The following is a 12,936-nucleotide window of genomic DNA, read 5'->3' on the forward strand; positions in this document are numbered from 1 at the left end:
CACGGTTTTCCGTGACCCGGGGAGTGCACTTTCCTAGGCTCATTTCCAAGCGAATCGCATGAATGTTGCATCCACGAGGCGCTGGAGGAGAGGAAAATGGCGGCGGATCTCTACGCGGACTATGTCATCGTCGGCGCGGGCAGCGCGGGTTGCGTCCTGGCGGCGCGACTGACCGAGAGCGGCGAGCACAAGGTGGTCCTGCTCGAAGCGGGCGGCGACGACCGGCCGCTCAAGGAACCCGGCCAGTTCATGTCGAACATGATGATCCACACTCCGATCGGGTTCGGCAAGACGCTCAACGATCCTAAGGTCAACTGGCTCTACGACACCGAGGTCGACGAGGGCACGGGCGGGCGGCCGCACAAGTGGCCCAAGGGCAAGGTGCTCGGCGGTTCCTCGTCGATCAACGGCCTGCTCTACGTTCGCGGACAGGCCGCGGACTATGACGGCTGGGCGCAGATGGGCGCGCGCGGCTGGAGCTGGGACGAGTGCCTGCCCTACTTCAAGAAGTCCGAGAACCAGCAGCGCGGCGAAATCGACACCCACGGCGTCGGCGGCCCGCTGCAGGTCAGCGACTTTCCGGAAAAGCACCCGGTCTCCGCCGCGCTGATCGACGCCTGCGTCGAAGCCGGCATCCCCTATCGCGACGATCTCAACAGCGGCGACCAGGAAGGCTGCACCTGGTTCCAGCTGACCGCCAGCAAGGGCAAGCGCAATTCGACCGCGGTGGCCTTCCTGCACCCGGCGATGAACCGCCCCAACCTGCTGGTCGAAAAGCGCGCCATGACCACAAGGATCATCTTCGACGGCAAGAAGGCGGTCGGCGTCGAGTTCATGCAGAACGGCGAGCGCCGCAAGGTGATGGTCGCGCGCGAGGTGATCCTTTCCGCCGGCTCGGTGGAATCGCCCAAGCTGCTCGAGATCAGCGGCGTCGGCCAGGGCGCGCTGCTACAGGATCTGGGCGTGGGCGTGGTCCACGAAAGCAGGATGGTCGGCGAGAACCTGCAGGATCACGTGATGATCGGCTGCCAGGCCCGCCTGCGCGAAGACTGGCAATCGATCAACCATCGCTCGACCGGACTCAACCTCGTCAAGGAAGTCGCCAAGTACGGCTTCGCCAAGACTGGCATCCTGAGCATGGCGGTGGCGCACGGCTGCGCCTTCGTGAAGACGCGCCCCGAGCTCGAACATCCCGACATGCAGATCCACATGATGGCGGCGAGCATGGACCTCGAGGTTCTCGCCACCAAGCAGGCGCTGCAGCTCGAGAAGGAACCCGGCATGGCGAGCAACCCTTGCCAGCTAAGGCCGGAATCGCGCGGCTCGATCCACGCGAAGTCGCCCGACGGGATGGTCAACCCGAAGATCGTGCCGAACTACTTCAGCGATCCGATCGACCAGGCCATGGCGGTCACCCAGCTCAAGGTCATCCGCAACATCTGGAACCAGCCGGCGATCCGACAATACATCAAGGACCCGGGCGATCCCTTCGGCGACACCGACGAGGCGATCTTCGAATACGCCAAGGTCGCTTCCGCTACGGTCTACCACCCGGTCGGCACTGTCGCGATGGGCGACGATCGCTTCCCGGTGACGCCCGACCTCAAGGTTCGCGGAGTGGAGGCGCTACGGGTCATCGACGCGAGCGTGTTCCCCAGGATCACCAGCGGCAACACCAACGCCCCGACGATCATGATCGCCGAGCGCGGCGCCGAGATGATCCTGCAGGATGCCAAGGTGGCGGTCGCCGCCTGACCGGGCCGGCCGCTCAGACCTGGTAGGCGCGCCGGGTGTGGCTCGGCTTGACCGGGCCGACGGTGAAGAACGCGAAGTTCAGCGTCTGGCTGTAGGTCATGATGATATCGACATAGGCCGAGCCGTTGTTGGTGCCATGAACAAATGTCGGGTTGCTGAGACCGGCGCTCTTGAGCCCGTATCCGCCATTCTTCACGACACTCGAGATCTGCGCATCGGTCGGCCGCGGGTAGATCGTGGCGTAGCGCGCGCCGCGCCTCGACCGCCTGTCCCAGTCCGGTCTATGCCGAACCGCCAGAACGCGACCCATCGAATGGTTAAGCCTGCCCCTACCTTCGGTTAGGAATCCTGCAGGTCGTCGACGATTTCAATGACCTTCTCATCCGAAACGCGGGCGCGGTTACCGACCCGTGGCTGGTCCAGCGCGGCAAGGACCGGCGCATCGCGGCCGTAGATGTCGTTAAACGATCGCAGGTTGCCGTCGATGTCGCGGCCCATGGTGAAGTAGGTGATGTAGACCGGCATGGTCTTGACCACCGGAACGCGCGTGTACTTGCGCGAAGTGGAGATCGCGACGGCCTCGTCCTTGGTTGCACCCTGCCCGAGAATCGCGATGGTCATCGCCAGTTCGAGCGCCCGCTCCGTGCGGATGCAGCCGTGGCTGAGCGCCCGGTTGTCCTGGTTGAACAAGCCGCGGCTCGGCGTGTCGTGGAGGAAGATCGCGTGCGGATTGGGCATGTCGAGCTTCATCATGCCGAGCGAATTGCTCGGCCCGGGCTGCTGCACCACCGAGACATAACCATTGGCGCCCCTGGTCGCGACGTAGCCGGCCGATTTGGCCCAGCCCGGATTGCCAAGGACCCTGGCGCCGAGCCCTTCGCCCTTCACGATCGATTGCGGGACGGTCCAGGTCGGGTTGAAGATCACGCCTTCGACCGTCTCGGCCAGTTGCGGCGTCGCCGTGCGGCCGGGCTTCCCGACGATCGTCTTGTAGGTGCGGATGATCTGGTCATTTACCGTCAGGCGCAGCTGCATCTCCGGAACGTTGGTGATCAGGTATTGTCCGCCGAGATCGCGGGCGAGCCAGCGCCAACGGTCCATGTTGGCGCGGATCATCTTGCGCTTCGCCGTGTTGCTCGCGGGCGTCGCAGCGAGCAACACCTTGAGCGCGGCATAATCGGGATTGGTCGGGTCGAGGCCGGCAAGAGTCCCGGCGATATCGTGGCTCGCAAGCGCATCGGCCAGAACCTTGCCGGTCGGCATCAGGTCGGGATCGGGATCGACCACGAACCACTGCTTGCGCGCTTCCATCGGCGTGCGTCCGTCACGCAGGTCCTCGACCAGCCAGCCGAACACCTCGCTCGCCAGTTGGTCGAGCTGGGGGCTGGCGCCGAAAGCAATGGCCTGGCGCAGCGCATCGGGGCGGTAGTCGCGCGAATCGAGCCCCTCGCTGTCGATATGCTCGATCGCATCGAGCAGCCCCTGCGCATCCGCGAGGGACCACGGCTGCACGACCGGGAATTGCGGAGCGGGTGGGAGGTCGCCCTGAATGACCGGGTTCGAAACGACTTCGACGGCATCGTTTTCGAGCACGTCTTCGGCCTGGAAGGGGGCAAACTGTTCGGCGAAGCTCTGCTCGCGCGTCTGCTGCCGGGCAGCAGCCGGCGCGGCCGCAAGAACTGCGGCGCCGGTAGCGAGGAGGAGTTTACGCGTCAGGTTGGTCATTGTTTCCCATGCCCCAAGGCCGATGTGTGAAGATAACGCACGCGGCGGCGGAATTGTGCCCGTTTCGCTTCATTCCATCAAGCATCTGGCCTTGCTGTGGGCTGAATCGATGAAACGCGTGCGCGCCATTGCCCGGCGCACGCAAAGGCGTAAAGGCCGGACATGAAGCCGCCGCGCGATTTGCTGCCGTTCCTCGTCACTCTGGCAGCCGTGGGGCTGCTTTCGCTTATGGACGCGGTGATGAAACTCGCGGCCCTGGCGGCAGGCACCTACGCGACCCTGGTGGTCCGTAACGGCTTCTCGCTCGCAATTGTCGGACCCGTCTACCTCGCAACGCGAAAAGGCCGGCCGACGCGCCAGGTCCTGCGGTTGCACGCCTTGCGCGGCGTGGTCATAGCCGGGATGAGCTTCACCTTCTTCTGGGGCCTCACCCGGCTGCCGCTGGCCGAGGCGATCGCGCTGAGCTTCACCGCACCGCTCGTCGCCCTGTACCTTGCCGCCGTGCTGCTTGGCGAAAAGATCGCGCGGGGTGCCATTGCCGCCTCGCTGCTCGGCCTCGCCGGGGTGCTGATCATCGCCTGGGGCCGGATGGACGGCCCGGCGGCGGACGAGGGAACAGCGCTGGGCATTGCCGCGGTGCTGGTCTCCTCGCTGCTCTATGCATGGAACCTCGTGCTGCAGCGCCAACAGGCCCTGGTCGCCAAGCCGGTGGAGGTGGCGACTTTCCAAACGATCGTTTCGGGCTTCGTCTTCCTCCTGTTCGCCCCATGGTTCTTCACCTGGCCGGACACGGCGTCGCTGCCGTGGATCGCGGCGGCCGCGGCGATGTCGGTCGGCGGGGCGATGTTGCTGGTCTGGGCCTATGCCCGGGCCGAGGCGCAGGCGCTCATCCCGCTCGAATATTCGGGGTTCCTGTGGGCCATGCTGTTCGGCTGGCTGTTCTTCCGCGAACCGGTCTCCGCACCGACGCTGGTCGGCGCCGTGCTGATTGTCGCGGGGTGCTGGATCGCTGCGCCGCGCAAGCCGCCGGAACTGACCGCCGCCTAGTTCGGCGAGGGGCTCGGGACCTTGGGCGGCGCCGCGCTCGGCGTGGGAGTGGGTTCTGCCGAAGCGGCCTCCGAAAGGGAGCTCTCCTCGTCTGCGCTGTCCTCGGTCAGCCAGTTCCACACCAGCCCCGCCGCACCCCCGGCGAACGCCGCCAGCGCCAGGCCCAAGGCCATGACGAAGACGTGGAGCCGTACTGGCGGTCTGCTGGGCGATCCGAATGGCATGGTGCGAGGTACCGAGTCCTGAGGGCTGGCCCCTAGCCGCTGCGGGGCTCCATTCCAATCCCGCCCCCTTGATTTTACGCCGCGGAACGCGCAGGGCCCCGCGTAAATCCGGCCCTTGCGCAGACGCGCGATTCCCTCCTCAGGTCGGACCCGACAAACAGGAAGGACCAGCCGTAGATGACTCAGGTCGGCAAGAACTCGCTCGGAACCCGCTCGACGCTCGAAGTGGGGGGCAAGTCCTACGCGTACTATTCGCTGGCCAAGGCGGCCGAGACGGTGGGCGACGTCAGCCGCCTGCCCTTCAGCATGAAGGTCCTGCTGGAGAACCTGCTGCGCTTCGAGGACTCCGGCTTCACCGTCTCGCAAGGCGATATCCAGGCAATTGCCGACTGGCAGAACAACCCCGTCACCGGCAGCGAGATCCAGTACCGCCCGGCGCGCGTGCTGATGCAGGACTTCACCGGCGTTCCTTGCGTAGTCGACCTCGCCGCCATGCGTGACGCCATCGCCCGGCTTGGCGGCGACACCAGCAAGATCAACCCGCTGGTTCCGGTCCATCTCGTCATCGACCACTCGGTAATGGTCGACGAGTTCGGTACGCCCAAGGCCTTCGCCAAGAACGTCGAGCTCGAATACCAGCGCAACGCCGAGCGCTACGACTTCCTCAAGTGGGGTTCGAAGAGCCTCGACAACTTCAAGGCCGTGCCCCCGGGCACCGGCATCTGCCACCAGGTCAATCTCGAACACATCGCGCAGTGCGTGTGGACAAGCGTCGACGAGAGCGGCGCGACGGTCGCCTACCCCGACACCTGCGTCGGCACCGATAGCCACACCACGATGATCAACGGCCTCGGCGTGCTCGGCTGGGGCGTCGGCGGGATCGAGGCGGAGGCGGCCATGCTTGGCCAGCCGGTCTCGATGCTCATTCCCGAAGTCGTCGGCTTCAAGCTGACCGGCAAGCTGGCCGAAGGCGTCACCGCCACCGACCTCGTCCTCACCTGCGTGCAGATGCTGCGCCAGGTCGGCGTGGTCGGCAGCTTCGTCGAATTCTACGGCCCGGGCGTCGCCCAGCTGAGCCTTGCCGACCGCGCAACGATTGCCAACATGGCCCCCGAATACGGCGCCACCTGCGGCTTCTTCGGGGTCGATGAGAAGACGATCGAATACCTTGCGCTGACCGGCCGCGACGAAGAGCAGCTCGCCCTCGTCGAGGCCTATTCGAAAGCGCAGGGCCTTTGGTTCACGCCCGAGAACGAGCCGGTTTTCACCAAGACACTCGATCTCGACATGGCCAGCGTCGTCCCCTCGCTCGCCGGCCCCAAGCGCCCGCAGGACAAGGTCGCGCTCCCCGAGGTCGACGAGCTGTTCAACAGCGACCTGCAGAAGCTTTACGGCAAGAGCGCCCCGGCCCGCGTCGGCGTCGATGGCAAGGACCACGACATCGGCGACGGCGACGTGGTCATTGCCGCGATCACCAGCTGCACCAACACCTCCAACCCCGACGTGCTGATCGCCGCCGGCCTCGTCGCCAAGAAGGCGCACGAGAAGGGCCTGAAGCCCAAGCCGTGGGTCAAGACCAGCCTCGCGCCGGGATCGCAGGTGGTCACCGACTACCTCGTCAAGGCCGGGCTGCAGGAGCATCTCGACGCCATCGGCTTCGACCTCGTCGGCTATGGCTGCACCACCTGCATCGGAAATTCGGGCCCGCTGGCCGAGCCAATCTCCAAGGCGATCAACGGTAACGACATCGTCGCCGCTTCGGTGCTCTCGGGCAACCGCAACTTCGAAGGCCGCGTTTCGCCTGACGTGCGCGCCAACTTCCTCGCCAGCCCGCCGCTGGTCGTCGCCTACGCGCTCAAGGGCACCGTGACCGAGGACATCACAACCACCCCGCTGGGACAGGACCAGAACGGCGCCGACGTCTTCCTCAAGGACGTCTGGCCGACCACCGCCGAAGTGAACGAGATCCGCTCCGGCTCGATCGACCGCGGCATGTTCCAGAGCCGCTATGCCGACGTCTACAAGGGCGACGAGCACTGGCAGGCGATCAACGTCACCGGTTCCGACACCTACCAGTGGCGCGCCGGCAGCACCTACATCGCCAACCCGCCCTACTTCGAGGGCATGACGGTGGAGCCCGCGCCGGTGACCGACATCGTCGAGGCCAAGCCGCTCGCGGTCCTTGGTGACTCCGTCACCACCGACCACATCAGCCCCGCGGGCTCGATCAAGGCGGATAGCCCGGCCGGCGAATACCTGCTCGGCCACCAGGTCGCGAAGCAGGACTTCAACTCCTACGGCAGCCGCCGCGGCAACCACGACGTGATGATGCGCGGCACTTTCGCCAACATTCGCATCAAGAACGAGATGGTCCCCGGCGTCGAAGGGGGCATGACCCTCTACGGCGGCGAGGTCATGCCGATCTACGACGCGGCCATGAAGCACAAGGCCGATGGCACCCCTCTGGTCGTCATCGCCGGCAAGGAATACGGCACCGGGTCGAGCCGCGACTGGGCGGCCAAGGGCACCAACCTGCTGGGCGTGCGTGCGGTCATCGTCGAGAGCTTCGAGCGAATTCACCGTTCCAACCTGGTCGGCATGGGCGTGCTGCCGCTGCAGTTCACCGGCGGCGACACCCGCGCAACTCTGGGCCTGAAGAGCGACGATGCTTTCACCATCCGCGGCCTCGCCGACATCAAGCCGCAGCAGGACGTCGAGGTAGAGCTGACCCGCGCCGACGGCACCGGGTTCACCTTTACCGCCAGGTGCCGCATCGATACCGCCAACGAGCTCGAATACTTCCGCAACGGCGGCATCCTGCACTACGTCCTGAGGAAACTCGCCTCCTGAGCCTGCTGAGCCGCCTCGGCTTCGACAAGATCGCGGACGAGAGGGCTGATCCGGCCCGTCTCGCCGCGGTCGGGAAGAAAGTGCGGGCGCGGCTGCTGGCCGATCCGCGAGCCCGCCCGCTCGGAGGGCGCAAGGCGGACCTGTTCACGCTGCCAGGCTTCATCGGCGCGGACCGATGCCGCGAGCTGGTCGCGATCATCGAGGAGCGCGCTACGCCGTCGCCGCTGTTCAACGACAGCCCGACCGGCCGCAAGGGCATCCGTACCAGCTCGACCCACTACTTCCGCGACGATCCGCGGGCGCTGCTGCTGGGCGAGCAGATCGACGCCTTGCTCGGCCTCGACCGGGCGAACGCCGAACCGATGCAGGGGCAGCGCTACTGCCTCGGCGAAGAATACCGCGTCCACCGCGACCATTTTCTCGAGGATCGCGAACACTGGCAGCGCGAACGCCTTCGCGGCGGGCAGCGCAGCTGGACGGCCATGATCTACCTCAACGAGGTGGAAGCCGGCGGCACCACCGATTTCCCCGATCTCGGCCTGTCGATCCGGCCGGAAACCGGCATGCTGCTCGCCTGGAACAACATGGACAGGCGCGGCCGTCCCAACAAGGCGACGCGCCACGGCGGCAGGCCTGTCGAGGTAGGGTCCAAGTACATCGTCACCCAGTGGTACCGGCTTGAAGCGCACAACTGGGGCCCGGAATGAACCCCACCGCGCACACGCGCCGGCGCGCTTAGGTCTTCATCAACCCGCACCTGCTAACACATCGGCATGAACGCCGCCGTGCAGACACCGTCCAACGAGGACCTGAGCCGCCGCTTTAGCGACGCGACGAAGCTCGCCAAGCTGGGAGAACTCGTGCGGTTTCGGCTGGCGGGTATCCCGGAGGTGCAGAAGGTCGACGTCAGCGGTGCCGAACTGTTCCTCGTCCCCGGCTTCATGGACCCGAGGGACTGCCGCGAGGTGGTCCGCGTCATCGATCGCAAGGCGGAGCCCTCGACGCTCTATGACGGCCAGGGGAATGAAGGTTTCAGGACCAGCTTCACCCACCATTTCGATCCGGACGACCCGCTGACCGAAGACATCGAGCTCTACATTTCGGACCTGCTCGGGATCGACGACGACTATTCGGAAATCATGCAGGGCCAGCGCTACAAGCCGGGCCAGGAATTCAAGGCGCACCACGACTTCTTCCATCTCGGCGAGCGTTACTGGCGGGACGAGGCCCTGCGCGGCGGGCAGCGGACCTGGACGGCGATGGTGTTCCTCGACGAACCGCGCGAGGGCGGATGCACGCAGTTTCCGCTGCTCGACGTCACGATCCGGCTGCAATGCGGAATGCTGGCGATCTGGAACAACATGGACCTCGACGGTCGTCCCAACATGAAAACGCTCCACGCCGGAATGCCGGTGATAAAGGGCGTCAAACACGTCATCACGAAGTGGTACCGCCAGGAAGCCTGGCGCCAACTCAACCCGCTCTGATCGTGATCTGCTGAGTAGCAAAGAAGGCGGCCGGCACCTTGGGACTGCCGACCGCCAGTATTCGGTCCCTCGCGACAGCTCAGTCTTCTGCGGACTTTCTGCGTTTTCGCCGACCGAAGGCCACTGCGGCACCAGCGCCGAACAGGAACAACATTGGCGGGGCAGGGACTTCAGTACCCGATGATGACCCGTGCGAAGAGCTGCTGCTCCCCGAAGAGCCACTCGAACTGGAAGAAGAAGAAGAAGAAGAAGAAGACGAGCTGCTCGAACTCGAGGTACTTGAGGTAATGTTGCCCGAAGTCGAACTGGAGCCTGAGGTCGACGTGCTTGTCGAGACGTTGCCCGAAGTCGAACTTGAGGTTGAACTGGATGAGGAGACGTTTCCCGAACTCGAGCTCGAGAGGTTTCCCGAGGAACTTGAAGTCGAGCTTACGTTACCCGATGAAGACGTCGTCGTGCTGGTTAGGCCGCCTGTCGAAGTCGAACTGGAAGTCGATGAACCGCCGGTCGAACTGGAGGTAGACGAACCACCGGTCGAACTCGAGGTCGAGGAACCTCCGGTCGAGGTCGAAGAGCCGCCGGTCGACGTGGAGCTGCCGCCAGTCGATGTCGAGCTCCCACCCGTGGAAGTCGAAGATCCTCCTGTCGATGTTGTCGACGTGAAACCACCGGTCGAAGTCGAGCCGCCAAAGCTCGAATTATTGATGTTGATGTTGATGTTAACGCCGCTTGTCGAGCCCGAGCTGCCCGAAGTCGAGGTCGAAGTCGAACCACCAGATGTGGATATTGAACCGCTGGAGGACGAAGTCGAACCGCCGGATGTCGATGTCGAGCCGCCCGAGGACGAGTTCGATCCGCCGGAGGACGAAGTCGAACCGGATGTGCTTTGGCTTTGTCCCCCGCTGGTCGTTGTGGTGGTCGAGAGGCTCACGTTACTTCTGCCGTTAGAGCCGCCGAAGAAGCCCCCGAAGAAACCACCGCCGAAGCCGCCGAAGCCGCCCGAACCGCCGATTACCACCGGGGTACCGCCGCCACTGCTGCCGACCATGCCGCCCTGTGGCGGCAGCGGCACGCTGACCGGGACCATCGCCATCTGCGGCGCGGCCTGCGAGTAGCAATAGGCCTCGCTGCGCGCCGCCATTCCGTTCGGGCCGAGTTCGCCCGGCTTGACCATGGTTTCGCCCGGCACGCATTCCAGCGTGATCGTCCGGCGGATACGCTTGACCTTGCGCGGGATCGTGCGCTCGGCGGTCTTGGTGTACTTCACGGGCGCGGCGCCCTTGGCGTACTTCCCTGCGTGATATTCCGGATTGCTGGTTGCGGGTGCCTCTGCGACGTGCACCGCACCGCCAACGGCAACCGCACCGATCGACGCCGCTGCAGACAGTTTCGCGAGGGCCATACGTACAGACATGGTCGTTCTCTCAAGCTTTCCCGAAATTGCCTGACCCGCCTGGATTGGAGGGCACGGCGCATTCGGTTCCGGCCAAGAACAGCCAAAAAACCTTACCCAGCAATTGCGTTAACCAAGAAAAGTACCCTTAGGAGGACTTTTTTTGGGCCCGGAACGTCGCGAGAACCCGGGTTGTCCCACAGTGGCACCGAATGGCGGGCAATCGATAAGCTAAATTAAGGATTTGCGCGGGTTTTCCGCCTTTTTGCCATTGTCACCCAAGCCCTATTTGGCCTCAGGAGAATCACCGAACAGGCCGCCCTGGACACCCTTCGGAGGGGTCATTTTGAGGTGTTTCCAGCCCCCTTCGTTAAGACATCTTCCGCGCGCCGTGCGGGCCACCAGGCCGAGCTGGATGAGGTAGGGTTCGACCACTTCCTCGATCGTGTCGCGCGGCTCGGCGAGGCCCGCAGCGAGCGTCTCGACGCCCACCGGACCGCCGCCGTAGATCTCGGCGATCATGGTCAGATAACGCCGGTCCATCGCATCGAGCCCAAGCCCGTCGACCTCGAGCCGGGTCAGCGCGGCATCTGCAACATCGCGCGTCACGACGCCCGATTTCGCGACATCGGAGAAATCCCTGACCCGGCGCAGCAGCCGCCCGGCGACGCGCGGCGTCCCGCGCGCGCGCCGCGCGATCTCGCGCGCGCCCGCGGCATCTATCGCCAGGCCGAGCAGCCGGGCACCACGCCTGACGACCTCCTCCAGCTCCTCGACGGTGTAGAAATTGAGCCGCACCGGGATGCCGAAGCGGTCGCGCAGCGGGGTGGTCAGCAGCCCCTGCCGGGTGGTCGCGCCGATCAGCGTGAACGGCGGCAGGTCGATTCGCACCGAGCGCGCCGACGGCCCCTCGCCGATGATCAGGTCGAGCGCACGGTCCTCCATCGCCGGGTAAAGCACCTCCTCGACCACCGGATTGAGCCGGTGGATCTCGTCGATGAACAGGACGTCGTTGGGCTCAAGGTTGGTCAGCAGCGCGGCGAGGTCGCCGGTCTTGCCGATCACCGGCCCGCTGGTGGCGCGGAAGCCGACGCCCATTTCCTTGGCCACGATCTGCGCCAGCGTGGTCTTGCCGAGGCCCGGCGGGCCGAAGAACAGCACGTGGTCCATCGCCTCGCCCCGCCCGCGCGCCGCCTCGATGAACACCCGCAGGTTCTCGCGCGCCGCCTCCTGCCCGATGAACTCGCCGAGCGACTTCGGCCGCAGCGCGGCGTCGGCATCCTCCGGCTGGCGCTGGGGGGAGAGGGTGGGGTTATCGGTCAACCAAACAGCTCCAAACCCGACACTTTTTCGTCACCCTGAACTTGTTTCAGGGTCCATCCCCCGGCATGCTCAGACTCATGCGTCAAGAGCGGCAACCATGCGTCTACTTGCTCACCAACGGGCTTTACGGTGCGATCTACATCGGCGTCACGTCGGACCTTCTCGGTCGGCTCGTGCAGCATCGCGAGGGGCTGATCTCGGGTTTCACCAGCCGCTTCAAGATTCATCGGCTCGTTCATTTCGAGATATTCGACACGATGGAATCCGCCATCGCGCGCGAGAAGCAGTTCAAGAACTGGCGGCGGCAGTGGAAGATCAACCCGATCAATTCCGGGAACCCGCAGTGGGTTGATCTGGCGGTGGGGTTCGGACTGCCACCGCTGGCGCGGAGCGGACGGACGAATGGATCCTGAAACGAGTTCAGGATGACGGAGTGTAGAGGCGGTGGCCATCACCCAGCCGCCCTCTTTAGCGCCACGCGGACCAGCTCGTTCAGCCCCGCGCCCTCGCCCAGTTCGCCTTGCGCGTGAGCGACGGCGCTCGCCGCCACTGCAGGCTTGAAGCCGAGGTTCTGGAGGGCCGACATCGCATCCGCCGCAACCGTGCCGCCCTTCGGCGTGACCACGCTGGCCCCTGCCAGCCCGCTGCCGGGCAGCGCGCCGGCCTTGTCCTTGAGTTCGTTGACGATGCGCCCGGCCAGTTTCGGCCCCACGCCCTGCGCCCTTGCCACGGTCGCGGCGTCAGTCGCGGCGCAGGCGTCGCGCAGTTCGCCGGGCGAAAGCGCCGAGAGGATCGCCAAAGCAACCTTCGAGCCCACCCCCTGCACTTGCGTCAGCAGGCGAAACCAGTCGCGCTCCCCGGCCTCGGCGAAGCCGAGCAGGCGCATGTCGTTCTCGGAAACCTGCAGGTCGGTGAAGACCGTGCAGCCCTCGCCTACCTCGCCCAGTGCGGCGAGCGTCTTCGACGAGCAGTGGACGAGGTAACCGACGCCGGCGACGTCGATCACCGCCCAGTCGCTCCCCGTCTCGTCGAGCACCCCCCGGAGTTTCGCAATCATGCTTTGTTCCTGCCCGTTCGGCGCAGGTTTGGGAAGTGGCGGCGCGCCCGCTGTCCCCCAAAGTTCGGGCAAAGT

At 65.3% G+C, this 12,936-nt stretch carries 12 protein-coding genes; 7 read left to right on the forward strand and 5 right to left on the reverse strand.

Annotated features, from left to right (window positions below; genetic code table 11):
• Positions 1 to 96 precede the first annotated feature (96 nt).
• On the forward strand, positions 97 to 1,755 hold the full coding sequence (locus tag GRI89_RS05730; RefSeq protein ID WP_159793117.1) for a GMC family oxidoreductase: 1,659 nt from the start codon (positions 97 to 99) through the stop codon (positions 1,753 to 1,755).
• A gap of 13 nt (positions 1,756 to 1,768) precedes the next feature.
• On the opposite strand, the gene GRI89_RS05735 is transcribed toward GRI89_RS05730, so the two are convergent.
• Both GRI89_RS05735 and GRI89_RS05740 read right to left on the reverse strand, forming a co-directional pair.
• A complete protein-coding gene (locus tag GRI89_RS05735) occupies positions 1,769 to 2,065 on the reverse strand; it encodes a hypothetical protein (protein ID WP_159793119.1) in 297 nt (98 codons plus the stop codon).
• A 29-nt stretch (positions 2,066 to 2,094) separates the two neighbouring features.
• Positions 2,095 to 3,480: a L,D-transpeptidase family protein gene (locus tag GRI89_RS05740; RefSeq protein WP_159793121.1), complete on the reverse strand. Its 1,386-nt coding sequence runs from the start codon at positions 3,478 to 3,480 to the stop codon at positions 2,095 to 2,097.
• Positions 3,481 to 3,642: 162 nt separating this feature from the next.
• Here GRI89_RS05740 and GRI89_RS05745 point away from each other — a divergent pair, with 162 nt between their 5' ends.
• Positions 3,643 to 4,527 carry a DMT family transporter gene (locus GRI89_RS05745; protein ID WP_159793123.1) on the forward strand — a complete coding sequence of 295 codons (885 nt, stop codon included), beginning with the start codon at positions 3,643 to 3,645 and terminating at the stop codon, positions 4,525 to 4,527.
• Here the strand turns inward: GRI89_RS05745 and GRI89_RS05750 are convergent.
• Positions 4,524 to 4,700: a hypothetical protein gene (locus GRI89_RS05750; RefSeq protein WP_159793125.1), complete on the reverse strand. Its 177-nt coding sequence runs from the start codon at positions 4,698 to 4,700 to the stop codon at positions 4,524 to 4,526. The genes GRI89_RS05745 and GRI89_RS05750 overlap by 4 nt on opposite strands.
• Before the next feature lie 228 nt (positions 4,701 to 4,928).
• Between GRI89_RS05750 and acnA the strand changes: the two genes are divergently transcribed.
• The 4 genes from acnA (at position 4,929) to GRI89_RS05770 (ending at position 10,203) form a co-directional block, all read left to right on the forward strand.
• Positions 4,929 to 7,601, forward strand: a complete 2,673-nt coding sequence (gene acnA, locus GRI89_RS05755) for an aconitate hydratase AcnA (RefSeq protein ID WP_159793127.1) — start codon at positions 4,929 to 4,931, stop codon at positions 7,599 to 7,601.
• Positions 7,602 to 7,681: 80 nt separating this feature from the next.
• On the forward strand, positions 7,682 to 8,308 hold the full coding sequence (locus GRI89_RS18240; protein ID WP_159793129.1) for a prolyl hydroxylase family protein: 627 nt from the start codon (positions 7,682 to 7,684) through the stop codon (positions 8,306 to 8,308).
• Positions 8,309 to 8,374: 66 nt separating this feature from the next.
• Complete coding sequence (locus tag GRI89_RS05765; RefSeq protein WP_159793131.1) at positions 8,375 to 9,088, forward strand: prolyl hydroxylase family protein; 714 nt, start codon at positions 8,375 to 8,377, stop codon at positions 9,086 to 9,088.
• 38 nt (positions 9,089 to 9,126) lie between these two features.
• A complete protein-coding gene (locus tag GRI89_RS05770) occupies positions 9,127 to 10,203 on the forward strand; it encodes a hypothetical protein (RefSeq protein WP_159793133.1) in 1,077 nt (358 codons plus the stop codon).
• 563 nt (positions 10,204 to 10,766) lie between these two features.
• Here the strand turns inward: GRI89_RS05770 and ruvB are convergent.
• Positions 10,767 to 11,804, reverse strand: a complete 1,038-nt coding sequence (gene ruvB / locus GRI89_RS05775; RefSeq protein WP_159793135.1) for a Holliday junction branch migration DNA helicase RuvB — start codon at positions 11,802 to 11,804, stop codon at positions 10,767 to 10,769.
• A gap of 77 nt (positions 11,805 to 11,881) precedes the next feature.
• Here ruvB and GRI89_RS05780 point away from each other — a divergent pair, with 77 nt between their 5' ends.
• Positions 11,882 to 12,217 carry a GIY-YIG nuclease family protein gene (locus GRI89_RS05780; protein WP_159793137.1) on the forward strand — a complete coding sequence of 112 codons (336 nt, stop codon included), beginning with the start codon at positions 11,882 to 11,884 and terminating at the stop codon, positions 12,215 to 12,217.
• Between the two features lie 38 nt (positions 12,218 to 12,255).
• On the opposite strand, the gene ruvA is transcribed toward GRI89_RS05780, so the two are convergent.
• Positions 12,256 to 12,861, reverse strand: coding sequence for a Holliday junction branch migration protein RuvA (ruvA, locus tag GRI89_RS05785; protein WP_159793139.1), 606 nt, complete (start codon positions 12,859 to 12,861; stop codon positions 12,256 to 12,258).
• Positions 12,862 to 12,936 lie beyond the last annotated feature (75 nt).

Origin of the sequence: Croceibacterium salegens (genome assembly GCF_009827435.1) — a bacterium.
Lineage (GTDB): Bacteria > Pseudomonadota > Alphaproteobacteria > Sphingomonadales > Sphingomonadaceae > Croceibacterium_B > Croceibacterium_B salegens.

Bases quoted from the DNA above. Each gene is read 5' to 3' on its own strand.
- GRI89_RS05730 (WP_159793117.1), top strand. From the start codon at position 97: ATGGCGGCGGATCTCTACGCGGACTATGTCATCGTCGGCGCGGGCAGC.
- GRI89_RS05735 (WP_159793119.1), bottom strand. From the start codon at position 2,065: ATGGGTCGCGTTCTGGCGGTTCGGCATAGACCGGACTGGGACAGGCGG.
- GRI89_RS05740 (WP_159793121.1), bottom strand. From the start codon at position 3,480: ATGACCAACCTGACGCGTAAACTCCTCCTCGCTACCGGCGCCGCAGTT.
- GRI89_RS05745 (WP_159793123.1), top strand. From the start codon at position 3,643: ATGAAGCCGCCGCGCGATTTGCTGCCGTTCCTCGTCACTCTGGCAGCC.
- GRI89_RS05750 (WP_159793125.1), bottom strand. From the start codon at position 4,700: ATGGCCTTGGGCCTGGCGCTGGCGGCGTTCGCCGGGGGTGCGGCGGGG.
- acnA (WP_159793127.1), top strand. From the start codon at position 4,929: ATGACTCAGGTCGGCAAGAACTCGCTCGGAACCCGCTCGACGCTCGAA.
- GRI89_RS05765 (WP_159793131.1), top strand. From the start codon at position 8,375: ATGAACGCCGCCGTGCAGACACCGTCCAACGAGGACCTGAGCCGCCGC.
- GRI89_RS05780 (WP_159793137.1), top strand. From the start codon at position 11,882: ATGCGTCAAGAGCGGCAACCATGCGTCTACTTGCTCACCAACGGGCTT.
- ruvA (WP_159793139.1), bottom strand. From the start codon at position 12,861: ATGATTGCGAAACTCCGGGGGGTGCTCGACGAGACGGGGAGCGACTGG.